Source organism: Geomonas sp. Red276 (assembly GCF_054784495.1).
On the sequence record NZ_BLXW01000019.1, the window covers coordinates 1 to 15,903 of the forward strand.

Consider the following 15,903-nt stretch of genomic DNA (forward strand, 5'->3'; position numbering starts at 1 on the left):
TCAGTACCGCTTTAACCGTCGTTTCGATCTTGCTGCTATGCTTCCCCGCCTCGCTGCTGCCGCTGCCCGGACTGGCAGCCGACCAGAGCGGTGGTTACGCCTAGCGGAAGATTGGCGCTAATCAGGTTTCTTTTTCGCGTGATATCCCCTCGCCCCTTCAGGGGAAAGGGGCGGGGGTGACCTTCGGCTATCCCGCCTCCGCCTCGTAGATGGAGCCGATCAGGTAGGCGGTGGGCTTGATGACCTCGTCGTCGGTCCAGTAGGCGGCATGGTTGGCCGGATTCCAGGCGGTGAGGATGTTCCCGACGCTCACCTCGATGTCCTCGCTGACGGCGTCGGCGTAGCTCGGGCTGAGCGGTTTGAGCGGCCACCCGAGGACGTCGTCCGAATCGTACAGGTTAAGCCACTTGGCCCGGCGCCTGATCTTCTCCGGGAGCGTGTTGGGGGGAAACTCGATGCTCACCACCGGACTCTGCGCCATGGTGAAGAACGGGATGTTGGTCCCGAGCGTCACCAGCCCCGCCAGGGTCTCCATCCGCTCGAAGGGACTCTTTCCGTAGCGATCGACGTCCTTCCCCTTCTGGCGATCCCAGATGTAGTTGGACATGATGACCGACCCCAGGGAATGGGCGATGACCACCAGTGGGCGATCCTCCCCCCCCAGTTTCTCATAGAGGGCCGCGAGAGCTGCGTGCACCTGGTCGTGAATCCTGTAATAGATGCTGTCCGGCCGCTCGTGAGCAGTCTGGTAAGCAGTGAGGTTGCCGAAGGCATTGACGAAGAACTTGCGGAGCTTCGCCCAGTTGAGGTCGTGGTCGGCGGAAAGATCCACCCAGAGCTGGTTCTCACGGGCCGAAAGCAGCGGAGCCCAGTAGACCGATTCCCAGGCGACGTCCTCGCATTTGAGGCCCCGGCCGCATATCCTCTCCCTCAGCTCATGGATCGGGTCGTGGGCGAAATCGTCCATGGTTGTTCCCATCCCGTGTACCAGCAGCACCCCCACCTTTTTGTACATGGCTCCCTCCCGTACCCTATTCGCCATCGGTATGGCGTGAAACCGCCGCAACCTCTCAGTCACAGGCGGGTCCCGCACTCATTCAGACGACCGGTTCAGATTAACCATCGCCAACAAATATAACCGCGCGTTGCTCGCTGGCAAGCAGTGGCGGTATTTTCATGGGAGGCAGCGAGAGATGATGCAGATGTACGGAGATCGGCGAAAGGGAGTGATGGTGACGACGGGCTCTGAGAGCGTGTGGTGGCCAGTAAGCGGCGCGGGCAAACTGGGAGCTGGAAACGGGTGAGAAACTTCTTGTCAAAGAGGGGGCGAACAAAGTAGTCTGCCCGGTGGGCTTCCCCTCACCGGCAGGCCCTATCATCTGTCGAGGAGCGCCCGATGAAACTGTCCTTAACTCACCTTCTGCTGCTGGCCTTTCTTGCCGTCACCACCGTATCCGTCCCGGCTGGCGCCGAAACCTCGGCAGCAGACAAAGCCCCGCAGCAGGTGAACATTTCCGGGAAAGTGCTGGAGACCATGAACGGGGGCGGTTACACCTACCTCCTCATCGCCAACGGCAAGGAAAAGATCTGGGTGGCCGCCCCCGAGATGAAAGTCACCGTCGGGCAGCAGCTGACCCTGATTCCCGGTTACACCCTGAACCATTTCACCAGCAAGGCGCTCCATCGCACCTTTGAACACATCGTCTTCTCGGCTGGCCCCGCCAACACCCGGGTGAAGCTTCCCGAAGCCGCGGTGAAAATGGCGCACGAGAAAGCGGCCGCAAACGCACCGGCTCCCCCCCCCGCCGCGCCCGCCAAGGTGCAGGCGACCCCAACGGCCAAGCAGGAGAACAATTCCAGCAAGGTGGCCGCGGTCAAGGTCGGCCGGGTGGCCAAGGCCAAAGGGGCCAACGCCTACACCATCGCAGAGCTCTACGCGAAGAAGGCCAAACTGGACAAGAAGCAGGTGGTGGTAAGGGGAAAGGTAGTCAAGGTCGCCGAGCACATCATGAAGCACACCTGGATCCATATCCAGGACGGGAGCGGGAGCAGGGCCAGGAAAAACTACGACCTGACCGCCACCATCAAGGGGACGGCAAAGGAAGGTGAAACGGTCACCGTCAAGGGGATCCTCTCCCAGAACGTCGACTTCGGTTCCGGCTACAAGTACGATCTGCTGATCCAGGACGCCCAGGTCAGGCGATAGCCGACTCCCGTTTGCGGACCTCGCGGTCGAAGCGGGCCATGGAAGGGGTGACGGCGCCGGTCAGCTTCCGGTAGTCGTCAATGGATCTCCCCAAAAGGAAGACGGCCTCGTGCCGAGGATCGGTGTGGATGAAGGCGTCGGACTCGCCGGGGACCAGCGACTCCCCTTCTTCCCGCCGCTTCGCCGGCCGCAGGATTTCGAATAGCGGCTTGAAGAAGCCCCGCTCTGCCCGGCTGGCCAGGAGTTCGCCGATCAGCTCCTCGGCAGCCCCCGCCAGGGTGATGACCGAGAAGAGGTCGCCACCGCCAAAGTAGATCACCAGCGCGGTCTCTATCTGGTTGAGCGCGATGTCGCTCTTGGCGTACCGCTGAATGTCCATCTTTCCTTCCTCGTTTTGGAGTGGTAGACGCCCCCTCACCCTGCCCGCTTCCCGGGAAGGCAGGGCCGGCTAGAGCGAGAAGTCGGTTTGGCACTCTGGGTGCCAGTTCACCGAAGGATGATGATAACAAAAAGGGCCGCACTCGCTGAGTGTCGGCCCTTTTTACTTCCTTAAACGGTCGAGCCGTCCTGAAGCTTACGCCTTGGTGATGGAGATCTTGAGGGTGGCGACAACTTCCGGGTGGATCTTCACCTGGGCGGTGAAATCGCCGAGGTGCTTGATCGGCTCGTCCAGGACGATCTTCTTGCGGTCGATTTCGAGACCCTGGACCTTGAGCTGCTCGGCCAGTTCCATGTTGGTGACGGCGCCGAAGAGCTTGTCGTCAGCCCCGGCCTGGTGGGCGATGGAAAGGGACAGCCCCTCGATCTTGGCGGCCAGCTGCTTGGCTGCTTCGAGGACGCGGTTTTTCTTGTACTCGAGCTGACGCTTGGCGTGCTCCAGAGCCTTGGCGTTCTTCTCGGTAGCCTCGATGGCGAACCCTTTGGGGAGGAGGTAGTTCCTGGCGTAGCCCGGAGCGACCTTGACGATGTCGCCGATGTGACCGAGGTTCTCGACGTTCTCTTTCAGAATGACCTTCATGCTTTGCCTCCTAGCCTGATTTTTTCACAGGTTTTGCGGTTTTTTGGGGGACCGGAAGTCGCCCCAGAGATCGAAAATGCCCAGCACCCCCACCACCAGCAGCATGAACGGCTGGAAGAGGAGGAACAGGGCGCCAATGACTTTCATGAAACCCGGGATCGCCATCCTGCGGAAGAAGTGGCTTATCACGGCGAAGCCCTGCACCGTGTAGAGCGCACCGACCACGATCAGCAGGTTGAGCGAAACCAGGTGGACGGTCGGCTCCTGGAGAAGCAGGGCGAAACCGGCCGCGATCAGCAGCCAGACCAGGTGCTCCGGGTTCCTGAACTGCCGGAAGTTCCCGAGGAAGACCGGGATGTGCGACCGCTGGGCCACCCGCGCCAGCACGCTCAGGTTCAGGCAGGCGATCAGCCCGAGGGCCACGGTGACCAGGGCAGGGTAGACCTGTACGACCTGCTCCCCCGCCTGGTGCATGGAATCCTGCAGAGCCTTCAGCTCATCCCCCTTGACCCCGGCCTTCTCGTAGAGCTGGGAGGTCTGGGCGATGCTCATCTGGACCCCCTTCACGATCTTGCCGTGCAGGGGAGTGCCGGTCACCGCGCCGTAGATGGCGGTGGCGGCCAGCAGGAAGACCAGGTTGATGGCGACCGAGTAAACGACGGAACGGGCGCCGCCTTTGAGGCGCATCAGGAACTCGGGAAGCGCCAGCGACATGATGCCGCCCTGCAGGAGGTAGATGGCCACCGTCGCCGGCTCGCGCGCGACGGCCGCCAGCAGCAGCGAGGTTGCCACCACGATGGCGACCCCGACTCCCCGCCCACTCTTGAGGCGGTAGAAAACTGCCGGAAGCGGAGTGAAAAAGCCGGGGAGGAGTCCCAGGACAGGAACCATCATGAAAGCAAGGAAGAGCGTCGCCGTGGCGACGCTCCCCTTGATGACGTCCAAAATCCGCCCCTGCAGTTGAGGGTTCATCTCGTTGGGCACAGATTACGGAGTAACGTGGCTGCCCGCGATCGGGAGCAGCGCGATGTTCCTCGCCCTCTTGATTGCCTCGGTGATCTCCCTCTGGTGCTTGGAGCAGTTGCCGGAGATGCGGCGCGGAATGATCTTGCCGCGCTCCGAGACGAAGTAACGGAGGGTGCGGGGATCCTTGTAGTCGATGGTTACCTGCTTGTCTGCGCAGAAACGGCAGACCTTACGGCGCTGGAACGGCCGCTTCTTCCTGGGGCCGCCGCTGGTGCTTCTCTGGGGGGTTCTCTCGTCAGCCATCTCTTATTCCTCCGTAGTAGTCGTTTCGGCCTGAGCCTCGGCACCGGCAGCTTCCTCGGTCCCTTCCTCGGCGGTCTTGGCAGCCACGGGGGCAGCCGGAACCACTTCCTGCTCGAGCTTGACGCTCTGGTACCTGATCACCTTGTCATCAAGGCGCAGGCGGCGCTCCAGCTCGGCGATGAGAGCTGCGTCGCCGTCGAAGCGGAGGTAAAAGTAGCGGCCACGGGGGTTCTTGTTGATCGGGTAGGCCAGTTTCCTGGTGCCCCAGTCTTCCAGCCTCTTGAAATCGCCATTCATGCTGGCGACCACGTCCTGAACCTTGGCGGAGAGAGCCTTGAGCTCCTCGTCACCGAGTTCCGGCTGGACGATGTAGATCGTCTCGTACATCCTCATTGTGTTGCCTCCTCACGGTTATTTAGCCCCGGGACCGGCCCGGAACAAGGAGATACGGCAGTATCTGCCGTTCTGTGGAACAGTATCCATTACTACAGAAATCGCGCTTTGGCAAGATCAAAAGGGGGATCCGCCGCATTTTATGTCAGCTTGTCAGAGTGTCAGGCTGTCCGGCGCGTCGTCCCGGTCATTCCTGCCGGCGGGCCCGACTGTCAGACGTTGAACCTGAAGTGCATGACGTCGCCGTCCTGCACCACGTACTCTTTGCCTTCCAGCCGCATGAGCCCCTTCTCCTTGGCGCCCGCCTCGCCGCCGGCGGCGACGAAGTCCTGGTAGGCGATGGTCTCGGCCCGGATGAACCCCTTCTCGAAGTCGGAGTGGATGACCCCGGCGGCCCCGGGGGCCTTGGTCCCCTTGGTGATGGTCCAGGCGCGGACCTCCTTGACCCCGGCGGTGAAGTAGGTGATGAGCCCCAAGAGCTCGTAGCCGGCCCGGATCAGGCGGTCGAGCCCCGACTCGGGAAGCCCCATCTCCTCCAGGAAGGCCTGCTTCTCCTCACCTTCCAGCTCGGAGATCTCCGCCTCGATGGAGCCGCAGATGTACACCACCCCGTTCCCCTCGCGCTCGGCCAGCTTCCTGACCTCCTCCACGTACGGGTGCTTCCCTTCCAGGTCGTCCTCGGCCACGTTGGCGACGTAGAGAACCGGCTTGGCGGTCATGAGGTGCATGTCCCGGAGGATCAGCCGCTCGTCCTCGTTGTCCGGGAGATTCCTGGGGGACTCCCCCTTCTCCAGGGCGGCCTTCACCTTGATGCAGAAGTCGACGTCTTCCTTGGCCTTCTTGTCGCCGCTTCTCGCCTGCTTCTCGACCCGCTGCATGCGCTTCTCGACGGTGTCGAGGTCGGCCAGGGCCAGCTCGGTCTGGATCACCTCGATGTCCCGGACCGGCGACACGCTCCCGGAGACGTGCACCACGTTCTCGTTCTCGAAGCAGCGCACCACGTGCAGGATGGCGTCCACCGAACGGATGTGCCCGAGGAACTTGTTGCCAAGCCCCTCCCCCTGGCTCGCCCCCTTCACCAGGCCGGCGATGTCGAGGATCTCGATGGTGGTCGGGAGGATCCTTTCGGGATGAACGATCTCGGCCAGCTTCTGGAGCCGGGGATCGGGAACCGATACGATACCGACGTTGGGATCGATGGTGCAGAAGGGATAGTTGGCGGACTCGGCACCGGCCGAGGTGAGCGCGTTGAAGATGGTGGACTTCCCCACGTTGGGGAGCCCGACGATGCCGCAGTTGAAACCCATACGAATAATCCTCTGTTAGCGTGCGAGGCACCGCCCCGTCGACAGGACGGAAAGCGGTTGGTGGATCATCTACCGTTGAAGATGCTCATGGCCTTGGGCATCCCTTCCCGGATCATCATCTCCAGCGCGTCGACCCCCTCGTCGAGGATCCCCAGCAGCGACTCCATCTCGTCCTTGGCGAAGTTGGTCAGCACGTAGTTGACCACGTCGCCGTGCACCGGGCGCCCGATTCCGACCCGGATCCGCGCCCAGGCGGTGGAGCCGAGCTCCTGTCCGAGCGACCGCAGGCCGTTGTGGCCGCCGTGACCGCCACCTTCCTTGAGCCTGATCTTGCCGAAGGGAATGTCCAGTTCGTCGTGGATGACCACGAGATCGGAAAGGGAGAGCTTGTAGAAACGGAGCGCCTCGGCGACCGAGCGCCCCGACAGGTTCATGAAGGTCTGGGGCTTGAGGAGATAGACCCGCTCCCCGGCCCAGTTCCCGTCACCGATCAGGCCGGAGAAGGCCTTCTTGGTGACGGGAATACCGGCCAGACGGGATAAGCGGTCCAAAACCATGAAACCCGCGTTGTGGCGGGTCCATGAGTACTGTGGCCCGGGGTTGCCGAGCCCTACAACGAGTTTTGCCATGTTCTTTCCGGCGGAGAGAGCTTATTCAGCCTCTTCGGCGCCCTTTCTCCCGAGGACGCTGACCACCGGGACGTTGACGTCGCCCAGGATGGTGATGCCGACCGGGGCCGGGATCTCGCCCAGGTGGACGGAGTGGCCGATGGTGAGCTCGGTGACGTCCACGTTGATGTGGCCCGGGATGTGGACCGGGAGGCACTCGACTTCGAGCTCGTGCATGGCGAGGTCGAGCATGCCGCCTGCCTTGACGCCGGCAGCGGTGCCGACCACGCGGACCGGAACGTGGACCTTGACCTTGTCGGAGAGGTTGATCTTGTGCAGGTCGACGTGACGCGGGGTGCGCTTGATGGCGTCCTGAAGGAGGTCGGCCACGATCACGGTCTCGTCGTTGAGGGACCCCTCGCACTTGAGGGTCAGGATGTGGTTACGGCCACCTTCGCCGGCGATCGCCTCGGAAAACTGCCTCTGATCCAGGGAGATCGCGACGGGCTCAAGCCCTTTGCCGTAGACGACGCCCGGGATGCGACCTGCGCTACGCAGACGGCGGCAGACCCCCTTGCCGGTTTCTTCCCTCAGTTCAACATTCAGCACCTGCTTGCTCATACTTCCTCCGAAATCGCTTCGATATTTTTGATGATGATTATTCTATGACAGAAACTATTAAACCAGAAAGCCGCGGTTACACAAACAGCGAGCTGACGGATTCATCCTCGTGAATGCGGCGGATGGCCTCGGCCAGAAGATCGGCCACCGAGAGCACCCGGAGCTTGTCGGTCCGCTCGGCCTTCTCACCCAGCGGGACGGTGTCGGTGATGACCACCTTTTCGATGACCGAGTCGTTGATGCGGTCGATCGCCGGGCCGGAGAGAACGCCGTGGGTGGCGCAGGCGTAGACGCTGGCGGCGCCGTGCTCCTTGAGGGCGAGGGCGGCCTGGGTCAGCGTGCCGGCGGTGTCGATCATGTCGTCCAGGATGATGGCGGACTTCCCTTTGACGTCACCGATGAGGTGCATGATCTCGGCCACGTTGGGACCCGTGCGCCGCTTGTCGATGACGGCCAGCGTGCAGCCGAGCCGCTTGGCGAAGGCCCTGGCGCGCTCGGTGCCGCCCGCGTCCGGGGAGACCATGACCAGGTTGTCGAGCTCGTCGGCGAAACGGCTCTTCAGGTGGGCCAGGAGCACCGGAGCGGCGTAAAGGTTGTCCACCGGGATGTTGAAGAAGCCCTGGATCTGGCCGGCGTGCAGGTCGATGGTGACCACCCGGTCGGCCCCGGCGGTGGTGATCAGGTCGGCCACCAGTTTCGAGGTGATCGGGGTACGCGGAGCGGCCTTTCTATCCTGACGCGCGTAGCCGTAGTAGGGGATCACGGCGGTGATGGTGGCTGCCGAGGCCCTCTTCAGGGCGTCCATCATGATGAGCAGCTCCATCAGGTTGTTGTTGGTCGGGCAGCAGGTGGACTGGACGACGTAGATGTCGCGGCCACGCACGTTCTCACCGATCTCAACCATGATCTCGCCGTCGGAGAAGGTCTTGACCTTCGCCTTGCCCAGCGGCACCTTAAGACATTCGCAGATCTTCTCTGCCAGAACCGGATTGGAGTTACCGCTGAACACCCTGATCTTATTTTCCATCTACCGCCAGCCCTCTTCGATTCTCAAATTTCTCGGCTCCCGCTTGAATCGAAACGGGCGCCGGCGCCAAATCCCGGAAACGTCATCTAATACAATACTTGCCCATTGAAGTCAACCGTAAAAGCTGGTTCCGCCGCTGCCGTGACTTCGCCGGCTTTTTCCTTACAGTTTGCCAGCATGATGTCGATAAGAAGCCAAACGCCTCCGAAAGGAACCAGCATGGAACAGCGCCGTTTTCACCGAGTGGAGTGCGAGCAGCCGGCCAGCCTCACTCATGGCGGACTCAGCTACCCCGTCACCGTCAGAAACCTTTCCCTGCGCGGCGCCCTGTTAAGCTCCGACGAATGCTTCCTGGCCGCCGTCGACGACATCTGCACGCTCGCCCTTTCGTTCGGTGAAGGGCTCGCCCCCGCCACCATCAGCGTAAAGGTCGTCCACTCCTTCTTCTCGATGTCCGGGGTGAAGTTTGTCGGCTTCGCAGGGGGAGCCGAAGAGGAGCTGCTCTATTTTCTCCGCAGGGTCACCCGCGAGCCCGAGAAACTGGCCGCCGAATGGCAGGCGCTCCACCCGGCTGAGCCCGCCCCGATGATCCACGCTACCTGACCTCCACTCCCCCCCCAGGGCGAGCGGGCCGGGCCGGACGGCCGCGCCGCCCCCGATACCGCCACGACGCCCCCTCCTCTTTGAGCTCCACCCGCTGCCGATCAAGGGGGGAAAGGTACCCCCAGGGTATAAAGAAGGGGCGACCGAAAAGAGCCGCCCCTGTCTTCACCACTTGCCACCGGTCCTGCACATCCTATCCGTTAGGTTTGAGGACGATCTTGGTGTATTCCGCCCCCTGCCCCTCGCCACGCTGCACGAACTTCTCGTAGGCCTCCGGGCCGTTCTCCAGCCTGAGCCGGTGGCTCACCAGTTTACCCGGCATCACCTGCCCCTGGACGATGGCATCCCTTAACAGGGCGTTGTACTGCTTGACCGGGGCCTGGCCGGTCTCGATCTTGATCCCTTTCTCCCAGAGCAGGCCGAGCGGGAGGGTGAAGAGCCCCTGCTTCGCCTTGCCGTCCACCCCGCGCGGGTCGCCTGAGAAGTAGACACCGATCAGGCCGATGGAGCCGGTGGCATTAACCACCTTGGCCAGATCCTCGATCACCTGGGTAGGGTTCTCCTTCCCCAGGTTGGTCCGGTTCAGCGACTGGTAGCCGACGGCATCTATCCCGCAAAGGACGCCGGGCATCTTCTCCTCTCCCGGACGCAACGACTCCTGCACGGCCCTGTTCTCCTTGCGGGCGTTGATGATGAACTGTACCGGGTCGGTCTGGGCGAAGTTCACCGGCACCGCGCCGAGCTCCTGCACCTTGTTGAGCCGCACCTGGGAGCGATCCACCACGTAGACCTCGGCCGCTCCGCGCAGGAAGGCGGAGAGAGCGGCCATATACCCCACCGGGCCGGCGCCGAAGATGGCAACCGAAGCACCGGGGGAGACGTCCGCCATGATGCAGGCGTGGTAGCCGGTCGGGAAAACGTCGGAGAGCATGATGAAGTCGTCCTCCCAGCGATCTCCCGGGGTGCCGGGGAGTTTCAAACAGTTGAAGTCTGCAAAGGGAACCCTCACCAGTTGGGCCTGACCTCCACGGTAGGGGCCGAGGTCGGCGTAGCCGTAGCCGCCGCCGGGGCTTTTCGGGTTGGTCGTCAGGCAGGCGTTGACGAACCCCCGGGTGCAGTTGCAGCAGCAGCCGCAGGAGACGTTGAAGGGGAGCGAGACCCGGTCCCCCGCCTTGACCAGCTGCACATCGCTGCCGATCTTTTCGACTACCCCCATGATCTCGTGGCCAAACACCATGCCGGGTTGAGCGGACGTGCGCCCCTCGTACATGTGAAGATCGCTTCCGCAGATGGCCGCGGAGGTGACCCTGATGATGGCATCGTTTTGCTTCTCGATCACCGGATCCGGCACTTCCCTTACTTCCATCCGACGTATGTCGGCGAAAACGAGAGCTTTCATCGTTCCTCCCGGGGCGCCATCGGAGGGATGCATCCGGCACAAAGAGGCTTGCGAAAGCCAGAGCTCACGCAAGCCGTGCCGGACGCCCGTCCGAGGCGCCGCAATCAGTAGTGAAGGGCATTAGCGGCCGCCACCGCCACCGCCGCCGGCCCCGCCAGCGCCACCGGTCCCGGTGCCCATGGAGCCGCCGGTTCCGGTACCCATCGAGCCGCCAGTACCACCGGTTCCCATCGAGCCACCGGTACCACCGGTACCCATCGAGCCGCCGGTGCCAGTACCCATCGAACCACCGGTATCGGTGCCGGTCGTCCCGGTGCCGAAATTACTCGTGCCGGTTCCGGTGCCGAGGGTTCCGCCGGTTCCGGTGCCGAGGGTGCCCTGGTCAGTACCGGTCCCCACCGAACCGCCGGTGCCAGTACCGAGACTTCCGCCGGTGCCGGTCGTAGCGCCGCCAGCCCCGGTACCGACGCTCTCGCCGGTGGTTGTGCTCATGGAGCCGTTGTTGAAGTTCGTTCCGGCCCCGACGTTACCGGAGCCGACCGATCCTCCGGCTCCTACACCCGCCGACCCGCCACCGGTCACCGGTTCAGAGGTGAACCCGGTAATGGTTCTCATCTGCACGCCGGTTCCAGGAGGGAGGGTGGAGTTGGTTGACACGTCAGAGGAGCCTGTCGAGTTACCCCCCATGCCGGATGTGGCCGAGAAGCCCCCCCCCGTTGTCAACCCCATCAATCCCACTATGGCAACCGTTGTGAGCAGCAATGTCCTGAACCTTGTCATGACTTACCTCCTTTCTCAGTGCCGTTCCCCTGCCGAAACATGCCGAACGAGGGGAGGTCTGAGGGAGTGGCGAAGGAGCTTACTCTTCCTGGCTTTCGCCGGAGGGGCTACTCCCGGTGCCGGTCGATCCGCCGCTACCGGTTCCGCTGCTCCCGCCGCTTCCCTTCTGCATGCTCCCTCCCTGGTTCATTTCATTACGATCGCTCGCCCCGCCGGTGCCCCGCAGCATGTTGGTGTTGCCACCAGGGTAACTGCTGCCGGCATCACTCCCGGCACCCGGACCGCGATACGTGTCCGTGCCTGTGGCCCCGCCACTGCCGGATCCCATGGACCCACCACGTTGGTCGTACTGCTGGTTGTACTGCTGATTGGACGGCTGGTTCTGATGCTGCTGGTCCTGCATGTTGCCGCTGGGCTGGTTGCTCCGGTAGACATTACCGGTGTCGCTGCCGGTGCCCGAACCGCTGCTACCGCGGTTCATGTTGCCGGTGTCGGTCGAACCGCCGCTGCCGGTCCCCATGGTTCCGCCGGCGCCACCCTGGGAGTTCTGCAGGTTGCTGGTACCGGTTTCGTTTTGACGGTACATGTTACGGCTGCCGCTCGTGGGCCCCATGCTGCCACCTTCACCGCCGCGGTACCCCGTCGCGTTGGTCCCGGACATCGAACCGCCGGTCCCCGCGCCACTGGTGCTGGTGCTCTTCTTAGCAGCATGTTTATGGTGTTTTTTGTGGTGCTTTTTGGCCTTCTTGTGAGTGGCCTTGGCCGCACCGGCATCGGCGCCCGGGGTGCCACCCGTGCTCGTGGCACCGGCGCTGGTGCTCGTCTGGTTCGCGGTATCAGTGGCGGTACTTTGGGCTTCGCCGGTGCCGACTGAGAATGCCAGCAAGGCAGCCATGGCTATTGTAGAGAACAAAACTCTCCGTACACTCTTCATCGCCCTACCTCCTTAGCTTCTTGCGCCCTTCCCCGAAAGGCGTTCACCTTTTTTAAATCGGCTCGAACACTAACCATCAATAAATCATTAAATGAAATACCACCAAGCATAAAATGGTTTCGCACGAAGTTATCACCATGAACTGCATCAAAGTAAGGCCTATATAAAATTATAGATAATGATGCTACTTTATACAACAATATTACCTGCTAATGTTGTTCATTATATGTTGTATCCATTATTATTATTGAAAATAATAAACAATCCCTTCAAAACTTGTTTTCGCAACTCCAAAATACAATAATTGTCGGCAGTTAAGCCGTCACTATTCTCGCTTTCATATAAATTCAACTTACCCATTAGATGCCGGAATATACATTCATTTGTTCATTATCACATTGCGAGATACCGCCGGTCCAAGGTAAGGAAGGGAGAAGCCACTGGAGGGAGAGAAACTGGGGTGTCGGCAAAACGGCCGGCAAGGAAAGAGCGTGGCGAAGCGGAGGCCGGGTCGCGGGACAGCAAAGGAAGGAAAGCGGTGGAAGAGCTAGACCCGGTTGGCCCTGAGCTCCTTGAGGGAGTAGAAGGTTCCCCGCCAGTAGATTCCCCCCTGGATCAGGTTGAGGGTCATGGTGCGCAGGAGGATGTAGACGAAAAATACCGAGGTGACCGGGTAGCCGATGGCGTACCAGGGGCGGGAGCCGTGAAAACGGGCGGTGTCGGCGGCGGCCAGCATGATGAGCGCCACCACCGCCAGGTTGATCAACTGGACGTAACCGGTAGTGACCAAAACCGCGATGAAGGGCCAGATGCTGCAAAGGGTATGGAAGACGACACCGGCAAGGACCAGCGGAATGCTGTAGTCGGCGCCGGAGAAGGCATTCTTCTCCAGACCCTTGACCACCGCCTTAAGAGAGTCGTACCACTCCACCGAGAGATACTCGGGGGCGTAGGCGACATCGGCGCGGAAGCCGGTCAGCTTGAGTACCTTGCCGAGCTTGATGTCGTCGTCGGGACGCAGCCGGATGGCTTGGTGGCCGTCCACCCGCTGGTATGCTTCGGCTCTCACCATGTTGAAGGCGCCGATGCCGATATGGGAGCGGCTTTTGGGGTTCCTCGCCTTCCAGGGGCGGGAAAAAAGGGAGAAGTAGATGGCGAACGCGGCGCCGAACATGGAGAGGAACAGGGTCGGCATCTGCAGGGAAGGGGTTACCGCCAGGTGATCGAGGCGACGCTCCTTGAGGAAGGTGACCGCCCGGGTCAGCACCGTCTTCTCCATGTAGATATCGGCGTCGGTGAAGAGGAGAAGCTCCCCGGTGGCGCGCTGGCTTCCCACCCAGAGGGCGTGGTTCTTGCCGAGCCATCCGGGGGGAAGGGCGTCGATATGGATCACCTTGAGGCGGGTGTGCCTGCGGGCGAGCTCGTTGAGAAGAGTGCCGGTCTGGTCGTCGGAGCGATCGTCGACGGCGATGATCTCGTAGTTCGGGTAGCTCAAGGCCAGCATCGATTCGACGGCGGCGCGGATGTGGCGCTCCTCGTTCCTGGCCGCCACGATCAACGAGACCCGCGGCGGGTCGCCGGCCCCCTCCGGAGAGACGTCGCGCAGGGCGGAGACGGAACGGTTGCCGATCACCAGATCCACTGCGGCCAGCACGGTAAGAACCAGGGTTACCAGGGCGACCCAGAACAGCACGGCACTCATCAATAACACCATCCTTTGGCAGATGAACTTGAGGTACCCGGGTCGGTACCCTTCAACGCTTATCTTCGCAGCGCGGCCGGCAGGACCTCAAGCCAGCCGAAATGGAGCACGCCCCATATGCCGATTACGATCGCTTCGGCGGCATCGTGGCGAAGTGAGGTCGGGCGGGGGGCTCCCGACCAGTCGATGATCCGGCGGGCCACCTCGGCGGCGTGCCTTTTCGCGTCGACTCCGCTTCGCTGCTCGCGCGGAAAGAGCAGCTCTTGGCGCCAGGTCTCCGCCCCCACCCGCCGCACCTCGATCCCCAGTTGGGCGGCCTCCTTCTCCCAGACCAGGGCCAGGTTGCCGCCTCCTTCGATGACCATGGCGGTGACCTCCGGAGCACCTCTCAGTATACCGTGGGCGGCTCGTTTCAACCGATCGGTGGTGCCGAAATTGTGGGAGCGGTACCAGATGAGCTTTCCGTTCTCACCGTACATCGCGAGCCATGTCTTGAGGCCGAGGTCCACCGCAAGAAGGCTACTCATGCCGGCCGCCCGCTCCCGGCAGCGGTGCTTTGCTGCCGGCATCGCGAGGGGGAGCCGTGGCCCCCCTGCCGAACCTGATACTGACACGGTCGGTTACCTGCTGCAACTGGAACCCCTGCCTGCGGACCTCTTTCTCGATCTCGGCCATATGGAGGGCACCCCAAGGGATCACCACCGTATCGTACTGGGTGAGCGCCTTGGTCAGGTTCCCGAGCAGCACCCGATTGCGGCGATACAGGATGTCGTCCATCACCGTGGACTGGATCTCGGGGGTGATGTTGTTCTCGGACCAGAGGATGGAGGAGAGGAGCTGCTGTGACAAGGTCTGGCTGCCCTTCATCTGCCTCCCCAGCTCGTTGAGGAACCAGATGGTGGCCGGGCGAAAAGAGCTGACGTCGACGTCCGCGCGCAGGATGTCGACTCCGCCCGGGCTCCCCTTGGCCGGAGCGGTGTCAAGCTGGGACGGCTCGATCACCCGTCCTGCAAAATGCATCCGGTCCGCCTGGGAGGTCAACCCGAGGTAGCCGGCAAGCTTGCTATAGTCGGGACGATCGCGGAGCAGGTTGCGGTCGTCGGTCACCCCCTCGGCCAGCACGATGGTCCGCCCTGCGGACGGCAGGGAGGCCACCCGCTGGTAGAACTCCTTCTCCCCTACATGGATCATTCCCGCCAGCAGGATGGTGCGGTTCTGACGCCGGTACACCTTCTCGTACATGTGGAGCCCGTCGGGGCCAAGGTGCATGAAACCCGCCGTGTAGCGCTGCATGAAGGCGTTAGCGGTGAGGCCCAGCAGGAGGACGAGGACGCAAGGGAGGATCACCAGGTTGGCCGCCGCGAATACCCCGCTGTTTCTGGCACTGTACGATGGCCCTTTGAAAAGCCCCTTCGGCAGGCTCACCGTCACCGGAGTCATCTGGCGGAGGGGGGCGGTCGCCAGCTGGTAGACCAGCAGCTGCAGTACAGCGATCGCCAATCCGAGCGCCGCAGAGCCGGCCAGTGACGGGACCAGCAAGGCCACAAACGGGGAAAAGGTGGTGAAGAGCACAAGCGGTATGAAGACCCGTTTCGGCAGCCGCTTGTCGATGCCGAGCAGGGCGTAGACGGTGACGGCCAGGATCACCACGAAGTTGCCGAGGCCGGCGCGGAACAACGAAAGGGGAGCCAGGGGGTGGACGAGCGAGACGAGTTCGTCGAGGAAGGAGATACCCCCGTCGGCCAGGAACATGAGCAGGAACAGGTTAGCCAGGATGCGTGTCATTTGGTGCTCCTCTTGCTCCTTTACACCCGCCGGGCCCGCGTAAATGCTTGGCGAAAGCGGGCGGGAAAGCGGGCGGGGACGACTCTTCCGGTCCTCTTGCCGCCATCATACGGTTTCCCGGAACCAAAGTCCATACCGGCCCCTCCTCCCTCGGAAGGGCGCAAGGGTACCAAAGAAACCAAGTGGCCACGGGACCTGGAGGACCTCAGGGAGGCAGGGAGGAGCCTTTCAAGGAGGGAGACGGGCGCGTC

18 protein-coding genes and 1 pseudogene are annotated in these 15,903 nt (G+C 62.4%); 3 read left to right on the forward strand and 16 right to left on the reverse strand.

All coding sequences use genetic code 11. The features are described from left to right. Nucleotides 1-121 (forward strand): annotated as a pseudogene (locus ACYVL5_RS13950) (IS1595 family transposase); the annotation flags it as partial. Between the two features lie 66 nt (nt 122-187). On the opposite strand, the gene ACYVL5_RS13955 reads toward ACYVL5_RS13950, so the two are convergent. After that, nucleotides 188-1,015 (reverse strand): hypothetical protein, encoded by an 828-nt coding sequence (locus ACYVL5_RS13955; RefSeq protein ID WP_460596188.1) that lies wholly within the window; start codon nt 1,013-1,015, stop codon nt 188-190. Nucleotides 1,016-1,396: 381 nt separating this feature from the next. On the opposite strand from ACYVL5_RS13955, the gene ACYVL5_RS13960 reads away from it, so the two are divergent. Further along, on the forward strand, nt 1,397-2,206 hold the full coding sequence (locus ACYVL5_RS13960) for a DNA-binding protein (RefSeq protein ID WP_460596189.1): 810 nt from the start codon (nt 1,397-1,399) through the stop codon (nt 2,204-2,206). Here the strand turns inward: ACYVL5_RS13960 and ACYVL5_RS13965 are convergent. From ACYVL5_RS13965 to ACYVL5_RS14005, 9 genes are all read right to left on the reverse strand, one after another. Beyond that, a complete protein-coding gene (locus tag ACYVL5_RS13965; protein WP_460596190.1) occupies nt 2,196-2,585 on the reverse strand; it encodes a hypothetical protein in 390 nt (129 codons plus the stop codon). The two genes, ACYVL5_RS13960 and ACYVL5_RS13965, sit on opposite strands and share 11 nt — an antisense overlap. A 195-nt stretch (nt 2,586-2,780) precedes the next feature. Next, nucleotides 2,781-3,224, reverse strand: coding sequence for a bL9 family ribosomal protein (gene rplI / locus ACYVL5_RS13970; protein ID WP_460596191.1), 444 nt, complete (start codon nt 3,222-3,224; stop codon nt 2,781-2,783). Nucleotides 3,225-3,248: 24 nt separating this feature from the next. Continuing rightward, complete coding sequence (locus ACYVL5_RS13975) at nt 3,249-4,169, reverse strand: YybS family protein (protein ID WP_460596192.1); 921 nt, start codon at nt 4,167-4,169, stop codon at nt 3,249-3,251. Nucleotides 4,170-4,211: 42 nt separating this feature from the next. Further along, the gene (rpsR, locus tag ACYVL5_RS13980; RefSeq protein ID WP_250680840.1) at nt 4,212-4,493 is read right to left on the reverse strand and encodes a 30S ribosomal protein S18; all 282 of its coding nucleotides are present in this window, start codon (nt 4,491-4,493) and stop codon (nt 4,212-4,214) included. Nucleotides 4,494-4,496: 3 nt separating this feature from the next. Further along, nucleotides 4,497-4,886: a 30S ribosomal protein S6 gene (rpsF, locus tag ACYVL5_RS13985; RefSeq protein ID WP_460596193.1), complete on the reverse strand. Its 390-nt coding sequence runs from the start codon at nt 4,884-4,886 to the stop codon at nt 4,497-4,499. 212 nt (nt 4,887-5,098) lie between these two features. Continuing rightward, the gene (gene ychF / locus ACYVL5_RS13990; RefSeq protein WP_460596194.1) at nt 5,099-6,193 is read right to left on the reverse strand and encodes a redox-regulated ATPase YchF; all 1,095 of its coding nucleotides are present in this window, start codon (nt 6,191-6,193) and stop codon (nt 5,099-5,101) included. 65 nt (nt 6,194-6,258) lie between these two features. Next, nucleotides 6,259-6,822 (reverse strand): aminoacyl-tRNA hydrolase, encoded by a 564-nt coding sequence (pth, locus tag ACYVL5_RS13995; RefSeq protein ID WP_460596195.1) that lies wholly within the window; start codon nt 6,820-6,822, stop codon nt 6,259-6,261. Nucleotides 6,823-6,843: 21 nt separating this feature from the next. After that, the gene (locus tag ACYVL5_RS14000) at nt 6,844-7,422 is read right to left on the reverse strand and encodes a 50S ribosomal protein L25/general stress protein Ctc (RefSeq protein WP_460596196.1); all 579 of its coding nucleotides are present in this window, start codon (nt 7,420-7,422) and stop codon (nt 6,844-6,846) included. 76 nt (nt 7,423-7,498) lie between these two features. Further along, nucleotides 7,499-8,449, reverse strand: a complete 951-nt coding sequence (locus ACYVL5_RS14005; protein ID WP_460596197.1) for a ribose-phosphate pyrophosphokinase — start codon at nt 8,447-8,449, stop codon at nt 7,499-7,501. 219 nt (nt 8,450-8,668) lie between these two features. Here ACYVL5_RS14005 and ACYVL5_RS14010 point away from each other — a divergent pair, with 219 nt between their 5' ends. Continuing rightward, nucleotides 8,669-9,052, forward strand: coding sequence for a PilZ domain-containing protein (locus ACYVL5_RS14010; RefSeq protein ID WP_460596198.1), 384 nt, complete (start codon nt 8,669-8,671; stop codon nt 9,050-9,052). A 193-nt stretch (nt 9,053-9,245) separates the two neighbouring features. Here the strand turns inward: ACYVL5_RS14010 and ACYVL5_RS14015 are convergent, their stop codons facing one another. From ACYVL5_RS14015 to ACYVL5_RS14040, 6 genes are all read right to left on the reverse strand, one after another. Then, a complete protein-coding gene (locus ACYVL5_RS14015) occupies nt 9,246-10,451 on the reverse strand; it encodes a glutathione-independent formaldehyde dehydrogenase (protein ID WP_460596199.1) in 1,206 nt (401 codons plus the stop codon). Between the two features lie 120 nt (nt 10,452-10,571). Further along, nucleotides 10,572-11,066 carry a hypothetical protein gene (locus tag ACYVL5_RS14020; protein ID WP_460596200.1) on the reverse strand — a complete coding sequence of 165 codons (495 nt, stop codon included), beginning with the start codon at nt 11,064-11,066 and terminating at the stop codon, nt 10,572-10,574. 244 nt (nt 11,067-11,310) lie between these two features. Beyond that, nucleotides 11,311-12,165, reverse strand: coding sequence for a hypothetical protein (locus ACYVL5_RS14025; protein WP_460596201.1), 855 nt, complete (start codon nt 12,163-12,165; stop codon nt 11,311-11,313). Between the two features lie 547 nt (nt 12,166-12,712). Continuing rightward, nucleotides 12,713-13,867 carry a glycosyltransferase family 2 protein gene (locus ACYVL5_RS14030; protein ID WP_460596202.1) on the reverse strand — a complete coding sequence of 385 codons (1,155 nt, stop codon included), beginning with the start codon at nt 13,865-13,867 and terminating at the stop codon, nt 12,713-12,715. 59 nt (nt 13,868-13,926) lie between these two features. Next, nucleotides 13,927-14,394, reverse strand: coding sequence for a hypothetical protein (locus tag ACYVL5_RS14035; RefSeq protein ID WP_460596203.1), 468 nt, complete (start codon nt 14,392-14,394; stop codon nt 13,927-13,929). After that, nucleotides 14,387-15,652: a TraB/GumN family protein gene (locus tag ACYVL5_RS14040; RefSeq protein WP_460596204.1), complete on the reverse strand. Its 1,266-nt coding sequence runs from the start codon at nt 15,650-15,652 to the stop codon at nt 14,387-14,389. Before ACYVL5_RS14040 ends, ACYVL5_RS14035 begins: the two co-directional genes overlap by 8 nt. Nucleotides 15,653-15,903 lie beyond the last annotated feature (251 nt).

What these genes read in the sequence shown, in the direction of transcription:
- ACYVL5_RS14020 (WP_460596200.1), bottom strand. Translation starts at nt 11,066, where the DNA reads ATGAGAACCATTACCGGGTTCACCTCTGAACCGGTGACCGGTGGCGGG.
- rpsR (WP_250680840.1), bottom strand. Translation starts at nt 4,493, where the DNA reads ATGGCTGACGAGAGAACCCCCCAGAGAAGCACCAGCGGCGGCCCCAGG.
- rpsF (WP_460596193.1), bottom strand. Translation starts at nt 4,886, where the DNA reads ATGAGGATGTACGAGACGATCTACATCGTCCAGCCGGAACTCGGTGAC.
- pth (WP_460596195.1), bottom strand. Translation starts at nt 6,822, where the DNA reads ATGGCAAAACTCGTTGTAGGGCTCGGCAACCCCGGGCCACAGTACTCA.
- ACYVL5_RS14035 (WP_460596203.1), bottom strand. Translation starts at nt 14,394, where the DNA reads ATGAGTAGCCTTCTTGCGGTGGACCTCGGCCTCAAGACATGGCTCGCG.
- ACYVL5_RS14015 (WP_460596199.1), bottom strand. Translation starts at nt 10,451, where the DNA reads ATGAAAGCTCTCGTTTTCGCCGACATACGTCGGATGGAAGTAAGGGAA.
- ACYVL5_RS14000 (WP_460596196.1), bottom strand. Translation starts at nt 7,422, where the DNA reads ATGAGCAAGCAGGTGCTGAATGTTGAACTGAGGGAAGAAACCGGCAAG.
- ACYVL5_RS13955 (WP_460596188.1), bottom strand. Translation starts at nt 1,015, where the DNA reads ATGTACAAAAAGGTGGGGGTGCTGCTGGTACACGGGATGGGAACAACC.
- ACYVL5_RS13965 (WP_460596190.1), bottom strand. Translation starts at nt 2,585, where the DNA reads ATGGACATTCAGCGGTACGCCAAGAGCGACATCGCGCTCAACCAGATA.
- ACYVL5_RS13960 (WP_460596189.1), top strand. Translation starts at nt 1,397, where the DNA reads ATGAAACTGTCCTTAACTCACCTTCTGCTGCTGGCCTTTCTTGCCGTC.
- ACYVL5_RS14025 (WP_460596201.1), bottom strand. Translation starts at nt 12,165, where the DNA reads ATGAAGAGTGTACGGAGAGTTTTGTTCTCTACAATAGCCATGGCTGCC.
- ACYVL5_RS14010 (WP_460596198.1), top strand. Translation starts at nt 8,669, where the DNA reads ATGGAACAGCGCCGTTTTCACCGAGTGGAGTGCGAGCAGCCGGCCAGC.
- ACYVL5_RS14030 (WP_460596202.1), bottom strand. Translation starts at nt 13,867, where the DNA reads ATGAGTGCCGTGCTGTTCTGGGTCGCCCTGGTAACCCTGGTTCTTACC.
- ACYVL5_RS14005 (WP_460596197.1), bottom strand. Translation starts at nt 8,449, where the DNA reads ATGGAAAATAAGATCAGGGTGTTCAGCGGTAACTCCAATCCGGTTCTG.
- rplI (WP_460596191.1), bottom strand. Translation starts at nt 3,224, where the DNA reads ATGAAGGTCATTCTGAAAGAGAACGTCGAGAACCTCGGTCACATCGGC.
- ACYVL5_RS14040 (WP_460596204.1), bottom strand. Translation starts at nt 15,652, where the DNA reads ATGACACGCATCCTGGCTAACCTGTTCCTGCTCATGTTCCTGGCCGAC.
- ychF (WP_460596194.1), bottom strand. Translation starts at nt 6,193, where the DNA reads ATGGGTTTCAACTGCGGCATCGTCGGGCTCCCCAACGTGGGGAAGTCC.